At 63.8% G+C, this 6959-nt stretch carries 8 protein-coding genes and 1 pseudogene; 6 read left to right on the top strand and 3 right to left on the bottom strand.

Annotation, left to right across the window (positions count from 1 at the left end; all coding sequences use genetic code 11):
- The 3 genes and pseudogenes from MVA01S_RS27765 to MVA01S_RS31405 form a co-directional block, all read right to left on the bottom strand.
- Positions 1-317 (bottom strand): annotated as a pseudogene (locus MVA01S_RS27765) (amidohydrolase family protein); the annotation flags it as partial.
- Positions 318-358: 41 nt separating this feature from the next.
- The gene (locus MVA01S_RS27760; RefSeq protein WP_003934064.1) at positions 359-958 is read right to left on the bottom strand and encodes a TetR/AcrR family transcriptional regulator; all 600 of its coding nucleotides are present in this window, start codon (positions 956-958) and stop codon (positions 359-361) included.
- Entirely contained in the window at positions 951-1526 is a 576-nt protein-coding gene (locus MVA01S_RS31405; RefSeq protein ID WP_144033089.1) for a hypothetical protein, read from the bottom strand. The genes MVA01S_RS27760 and MVA01S_RS31405 overlap by 8 nt, the downstream gene beginning before the upstream one ends.
- A 225-nt stretch (positions 1527-1751) precedes the next feature.
- On the opposite strand from MVA01S_RS31405, the gene MVA01S_RS27750 reads away from it, so the two are divergent.
- The 6 genes from MVA01S_RS27750 to MVA01S_RS27725 are packed head-to-tail and all read left to right on the top strand — an operon-like array spanning position 1752 to position 6822.
- On the top strand, positions 1752-3122 hold the full coding sequence (locus tag MVA01S_RS27750) for an aromatic ring-hydroxylating oxygenase subunit alpha (protein ID WP_040543349.1): 1371 nt from the start codon (positions 1752-1754) through the stop codon (positions 3120-3122).
- A gap of 39 nt (positions 3123-3161) precedes the next feature.
- A complete protein-coding gene (locus tag MVA01S_RS27745) occupies positions 3162-3665 on the top strand; it encodes a hypothetical protein (protein WP_060941778.1) in 504 nt (167 codons plus the stop codon).
- A complete protein-coding gene (locus MVA01S_RS27740; protein WP_003934068.1) occupies positions 3662-4126 on the top strand; it encodes a hypothetical protein in 465 nt (154 codons plus the stop codon). Before MVA01S_RS27745 ends, MVA01S_RS27740 begins: the two co-directional genes overlap by 4 nt.
- A 44-nt stretch (positions 4127-4170) precedes the next feature.
- The gene (locus MVA01S_RS27735; RefSeq protein WP_003934069.1) at positions 4171-5415 is read left to right on the top strand and encodes a cytochrome P450; all 1245 of its coding nucleotides are present in this window, start codon (positions 4171-4173) and stop codon (positions 5413-5415) included.
- A gap of 13 nt (positions 5416-5428) precedes the next feature.
- Positions 5429-6184: an SDR family NAD(P)-dependent oxidoreductase gene (locus MVA01S_RS27730; RefSeq protein WP_003934070.1), complete on the top strand. Its 756-nt coding sequence runs from the start codon at positions 5429-5431 to the stop codon at positions 6182-6184.
- Complete coding sequence (locus MVA01S_RS27725; RefSeq protein WP_003934071.1) at positions 6181-6822, top strand: carboxymuconolactone decarboxylase family protein; 642 nt, start codon at positions 6181-6183, stop codon at positions 6820-6822. Before MVA01S_RS27730 ends, MVA01S_RS27725 begins: the two co-directional genes overlap by 4 nt.
- Positions 6823-6959: the final 137 nt, after the last annotated feature.

Raw genomic sequence — 6959 nt, 5'->3', positions numbered from 1 at the left:
GGGAAGCACATCGAGGCGAGGATGCCGTTGCGGTTCATGTCCCGCACGCGCTCGTGGACGTCGTAGACGCCGGGACGCATCTCGGCGAAACGGGCGGGATCGCGACCCCACTCCTCCGGCGGCCAGGAGACCACGGCGTTGAGACCGCTCACACCTTGCGGCCTGCCCTGGTACATCCACTGATCGACGCCCTTGTCGTCGGTGACGACGATCGGGGCGTCGGCCTTGTACTTGGCGGGGACGTGGTTGAGGAACATGTCGGGTGGCTCCACCACGTGGTCATCGATGCTCACCAGAATCAAGTCGTCGACATTCACCAATAGTCTCCTCGGATAGGGCGGTGCATAGCGGGTTGCGGTTATTGCGGAGCCTCGATGGCGGACATCACCAGCTGCAGGTAGGGGCGGTAGAGATCCTGGCCATCGATATGGCTGTCGAGAGTGATGCCATCGTTGGCGGCCAGGACTACGCGGGCCAGCGTCTCGGCATCGATTGTCAGTGCGCCTCCGATCCGCGCGACGTTCTTGCTGATGAATTCGCCCAGGGCGCGGATGGTTTCGAGCCGTTGGGTGGCTACTCGGTCGCGCGCGTCGGGGTTGCGTAGCAGGAACAGCTTCAGCTCGTATCCCAGTGCCGCCCGGTCTGTCCCGCTGCTCAGGTCGCGCCATCGTTGCGCAAGTTCGTCGAGGTCGACGTCACTGCGGCGATGAAAGGACATCATCACCTCGGCGAATCCGTCCAAGAATCGCTGACGTTGGCGGTCGACGACCGCCAGAAACAGCTTCTCCTTCGCGCCGAACTGGGAGTAAATGATGCCTCGGCTGAATCCCGCGGCGTCGGCGATCTCTTCGAGCGCCGCACCGGTGAGGCCCTTGCGGGCGAAGACTTCCTCGGCGGCGTCGAGCAGGATTTGGCGGGTGTGTTCGATCCGCCGCTCTTTGGTCCATCGTTCAGCCATGGGGGGATCCTCCCACCACTTTTGCTGGGGGCGCATGAGTGCGCGCGGCAACGGCGTTCCGCGATTCGGTGTCTTCCAACCTCTGCTCTGAGAGTCCGAGATGTCCGAACGGGGGCTGGTCGAGGATGTTGCTCGCCCAGAACTGCTCCCAGGGCTCGACGAGACCGTCGAGGTCGGCGCAGCGCAGCGCTTCTGCCTTGAATCTCCTTGCTGCCGAGCTGATTCCATACCGCACAGGCTGTAGGAGGCCCGTCACATCGCTGCTCACGTGCCGCCCCCAGAGGAGAAGTTCCGCTGGTGGTTCGGTCTCCATGCTCCCAGCCACAAGGGATCGGGGATCGCCAGTGAACTGATCGACCGGCAAGACCAGGGTGCGAACCACTCGATCCGGCCGGGACTGCGCGTCCGCGAGATGTGCCGGCGGATCGGCGTCTGCGCCGAGGATGCGCAGCGCTCGACTGTGGTCTATGTCGTCGGTGACGACTCTGACTTTCCACCCCGCCAGACCTCGGTCGAACATCAGTCCGCCGGCGGCGCGAACCGCGTCAGCAACCTCAGCGGTGACCACGTCGAGTTGATAACCCACGGTGAACCCCGCCCTCTAGCTGATGTGTGATGCTGCACACTTTTATGCACTCTTGCATCAAGAATTCACTCATGTATATCGTGAGGCGGATCACATACCGCCCCGAGATGAGAAATGCGCCATTCGGGTCGGGCTCGACCGGACGGCTCTTGTCGGGACGCCCGCCCTCGACTCCGTGACCACCGTCGACTGAGGAGAACTCCCTTGATGCCAGCGTCAACCCGACCCGGAGAATGGGTCGACCCCGCTTCGGGTCTCGGCCTGGGATTGGATGACGTCCAGTCCGGGACGTTCAACATGACGATCCCCACCGACCGCTACACGTGCCCGGAGTACGCCGCGCGCGAGCGGGAAGCGATCTGGAAGCGGACCTGGCAGATCGTGGGACGGGTTGAGGACCTACCCAAACCCGGCGACTGGAAGAAATACGAGATCCTCGACCAGTCCTTCCTCATCGTCCGGGGAAAAGACGACGTCCTCCGTGGTTTCGTCAACGCCTGCCGGCACCGCGGCAACGCGCTGTGCATCACCGAGACAGGCAACGCCAAACGTGGGTTCCTCTGCCAGTACCACCTGTGGTCTTACGACCTCGACGGCAGGCTGAAGGGGATGCTGCGCGAGAACCTTGCCGGCCCGATCGACAAGACGGAGAACTCGCTCATCCAGGCGTCGGTCGATACTTTCGCGGGTTTCATCTTCCTCAACCCGGATAGTGAGGCCTCGCCCCTGCGTGACTACCTCGGCGAGGAGGTCGTCAGCCTTCTCGAGCCCTACAACATTGAGACGTTCACCACCGTCATGGATGTCACCGAGGCCATCGAGTGCAACTGGAAAGTCGTGATGGACGCCTTCGAAGAGGGCTATCACATCAACGGCATCCATCCTCAGTTGCTGCAGGTGCTGCACATCAACCCGCAGACCGCCCGGTACCGGTTCTTCGAAAACCACAGCGCCGCAATGGCTCCGTTCGAGGTGGTGGGCGCAGGCGTGCAGGATCAGGTCGCGGGGATCCTGGCGCTGCCCGAAACCTTCCCCGGCACCGTCGCGGTGATCCCGCGTTTCCAGGAGCTGATCGCGCCGTATCAGGACGCGGACGGGAACGTGACGTTCCCCGACGGCGTCACCGCCCGAACCCTGCTGCAACAAGCGACCCGTGAGGTGCTGACCGGGATGGGGCTCGATGTCAGCGGTCTGACCGACAGTCAGATGGTCGACAACCAGGGCTGGGTGCTGTTCCCCAACTACTTCATGACCGTGCGCGCCGGCGAATGCCACGTGATCATGTCCAGGCCGCATCCCGACGGGGATCCGAATCGCTGTATCTGGCACGTGGCCAGCTACATGTATCTGCCGCAGGAGTTTCGCGACGCAGTCCGGGCCGAGGCGATCGTGGTGGATACGCCGGGCAGCCACAAGTATTTCGAGGCGCTCCAACAGGACTACGAGCAGATGCCTCGGCAGCAGAAGGGCCTGCGCAACGACCGACTCGACCACATGTCGCTGGTCAAGGAAGAAGTCGTCATCGCGCACTTCCACTCGGTCGTCGACCGATACATGTCCGACACCGCACACCGCTGACCCCCACCATCCCCTTGTCGGCACTGGAAGAAGGACCACTTGAACCTCGAAGAACGCCTTGCCCATCACGTCCGGATGGCCGAGACCCACCGCGACGACTATCTACGCCAAGGTGTGCAGGACGGCGAAGCCTTCGCTGACGCAGGGAAGTTCGCCGAGGACGGCGTCTACGTGTCGCCCTACTTCACCGGCGACCAGGTGTTTCCGTTCAGCGAGTTCCCGACGGACACCGCCAAAGCCTCGACCATGGAGGCCAAGGCCTACTCCCTGAAGTTCCCGGACCGGAAGCCGGCCGGCTTCGATTACTGGCCGGCGTCGAACGGCCTGACCATGAAGACACGGTGGGAGGGGCACACCGCAGACGGGGTGAAGATGGGCTTCTACTCGTACAGCTTCGTACTGACGAACGACGAAGGTGAGCTCACCCGTTGGGAGACCCACGTCAATGACGAGCACAGCGCCTTCCTCGATGTCGCCGTCGGTGTGCGCGGGCCGTTCCACGCCCTGGAGCGGACACTCGCCGCCGCCGGGGTGACGGTGTGACGACGATCGACGAGGCCATCGGCGAGACCACCGGACGCTCGCGGGCGGTGCTGGAGTACAGCCAGATCACCAAGCGGCTGGTCGAGTCTGCCAAACAGCCGGGGTTCACTGTCGAAAGCTGGTCACCGTTGGCCGAGTTGATCGCGGCCGACGAGTTCGTCCGCATCGGTCCGTTCAAGGAGGTGATGAACTGGGACGAGTACGCGGCATTCCTGACGAACTGGGCGGTGTCAGCGGACTGGGACTGCTCGTTCCAACGGATCACCGAGACAGCGGATTTGGTGTTCCTCGAACTGGAGGAAAGGAGTCGCATGGGTGATTTCAACAGCGTGGTCAACACCGTGTCGGTCTACGAATTCAACGCCGAGGACAAACTTCGGCGAATCGCCGTCTATCTGCAGATGGAACTGCCCAACACGGGCAGCGTGCCGAACTTCGAAAGCGCCGGGGCCGCAGAGTGACCCAGCCACACATAGCCACCCCCAGAGGTACGGACCTGGATGCCGTGGACTTCTTCACCGACAATCGGCTCCTGCACGACCCGTACGACTACCTCGCGGCGCTGCGTGAACAGTGCCCGGTGCGCCGGGAACCTCATCACGACGTCGTGATGATCACCGGTTACGAGGAAGCCGTGGCCGTCTACAACGACAACGTGCGATTCTCCTCGTGCACGGCGGTCACCGGTCCGTTCCCGGGCTTTCCGGTTCCCCTCGAGGGCGACGACATCTCCGATCTCATCGCCGCACACCGCGACCAATTGCCGTTCAACGATCAATTGCCGACCCTGGATCCGCCGCTGCACACGGACCACCGGGCGCTGCTGTCGAAGATGATCACGCCGAAGCGCCTCAAGGAGAACGAGGACTTCATGTGGCGCCTCGCCGACCGCCAATTCGACGAAGCGCTCGCGGGCGGACGTTGCGAGTTCGTCGCTGATTTCGGCAACCCGTTTGCGATGCTGGTCATCGCCGATCTGCTCGGAGTGCCTGAATCCGACCACAACGACTTCAAGGATCAGCTGCTCACCGCCACCGGCACCATCGGCAGCAGTGACGGCGACGCGATGCATCACTCACCGTTGGAGTATCTCTACGGGAAGTTCACCGAGTACATCACCGACCGCCGTGAGCGCCCGCGCGACGATGTGCTGACCGGCCTAGCGGCGGCGCTGTTCCCGGACGGGCGCATCCCGCCCGTGAACGATGTGGTGTGCGTGGCGGCCAATCTGTTCGCGGCCGGGCAGGAGACCACGGTGCGCCTGCTCAGCACCGCGGTGATGATGATTGCCGAAGACCCTGAGCTGCAGGCGAAGTTACGTGCCGACCGCAGTCTGATTCCCGGTTTCATCGAAGAGGCGCTGAGGGTCGAGAGTCCGATCCGCGGCGACTTCCGGTTGTCCAAGGTGCCGGTCACCGTCGGCGGGGTGGAGCTACCGGCGGGGACCACGGTGATGCTGAACAACGCGGCGGCCAACCGGGATCCTCGCAGGTTCACCGACCCCGACATGTTCGACCTCCAGCGGCCGAATGCCCGGCAGCACATCGCTTTCGGGCGTGGTCCGCACAGTTGTCCCGGTGCCCCACTCGCCCGTGCCGAGGCGAAGGTCAGCCTCAATCGGCTGTTGGACCGGACCTCCGATATCTGGATCGACGTGGACAAGCACGGACCGCCCGATGCCCGGCGCTACCGGTACCTGCCCACTTTCATCTTGCGCGGACTTACCCGTCTGCACATCGAGTTCTCGTAGGAGTTCTGCAGCAATGCCTTTCGAGAAAACCACCGCCATCGTCACAGGCGGTGCGCAGGGCCTCGGCCTCGCGATCGCCGAGGCGCTCGCCGCCCGCGGCACCAAGGTCGCCATCTTCGATCTCGCCACCGACCGGATCGACGCCGAGGTCGAGCGATTGCGAGGCCAGGGCGGCACCGTCAACGGCTACACCGTCGACGTCTCCGACCGCAGCCAGGTCAGGGCAGCAGTCGACCGGGTGCGGACCGACCTGGGCCCGGTGCTCATGCTGATCAACAACGCCGGAATCGAGCAGTTCGGCAAGTTCACCGAGATCACCGACGAACAGTGGGATCTGGTGATGGCGGTCAACCTGAGGGGGCCGTTCATCTGTACCCAGGAGGTGCTGTCCGACATGGTCGACGCGCACTGGGGCCGCATCGTCAACATCTCGTCCTCGAGCGCTCAGGGTGGACAATCCAGGATGGCCGCGTACGTCAGCTCGAAAGCCGGGGTGATCGGATTCACCAAGAGTCTCGCCCTCGAACTCGGACCGAAGGGGATCACCGTGAACACCATTCCTCCCGGCATGGTGGTCACCCCGATGTTGGAGAAGGCGATCGACGAGGGCCGGTTCACCGCGTCGCTGGACCATTTCGCGAAGATCACCCCTGTGCGTCGGGCGGGCCGACCGGAGGACATCGCCAACGCCGCGATCTTTCTGTGTCAGGACGAATCATCCTATGTGACAGGGCAAATCATCGGCGTCAACGGTGGGCGCCGAACATGACCGATCCGCACAACGACGGGCTGTTCCTTACGCCGCTGACCGCTGACGAATGGGGTGACGACGAGTACGCCGCGTTCGGTGCATTGCTGGGTCTGCCCGGGGAGAAGGTGCCCAGGGCGGGGTCGGGCCATCAGGCTGATCCCCTCAAGTTCGACATCATCGGACTACTCGCACGCCACCCGAAGATGGCCCGAAAATTCCTGACGTTCAACGGCTGGCTGCTGCAGCGCGGCGAGCTATCGCTGCGTCTGCGCGAGCTGGCGGTGCTGCGCGTCGCGCACACCCGTCGGTCGGCGTTCTTCTGGGGCGAGCACACCAGGGTGGCCACCGACGGTGGTGTGCCCGAGGACGACATTTCCCGCCTTGCCGAGGGCAACGACGGTTTCACCGGCGCCGACCTGTTGGTCCTCGAGGCGACCGACGAATTGTTGGCCCACGGTCGTGCCGACGCCTCGACGTGGCAGCGCCTCACCGAGGAACTCGGCACGCATCAGGCGATGGAGCTCATCTTCGTCGTCGGTACCTACGCCATGCTGGCGATGGCGTTCGACACGTGGCGCCTGGATGCGCCCGCCGGCAGTGCATCGCTACCCGAACCAGCCGTAAACCCGACCATCAACAGGAGTGAGTCACAGTGACAAGCGTGCAGGACGACACCGGCGTGTTGGCCGGTGATGAGCGGATGCTCATCGATGGTGAGCTGCAATTGACCGGCAGCGGAGCCACATTCGACGTGATCCACCCGGCCAGCGAGCAGGTCGCCGGGCAGGCGACA

The organism is Mycolicibacterium vaccae NBRC 14118 = CIP 105934 (assembly GCF_001552715.1).
GTDB classification, from domain to species: Bacteria; Actinomycetota; Actinomycetes; order Mycobacteriales; family Mycobacteriaceae; genus Mycobacterium; species Mycobacterium vaccae.
This window is presented reverse-complemented; position numbering and strand designations above follow the sequence as displayed.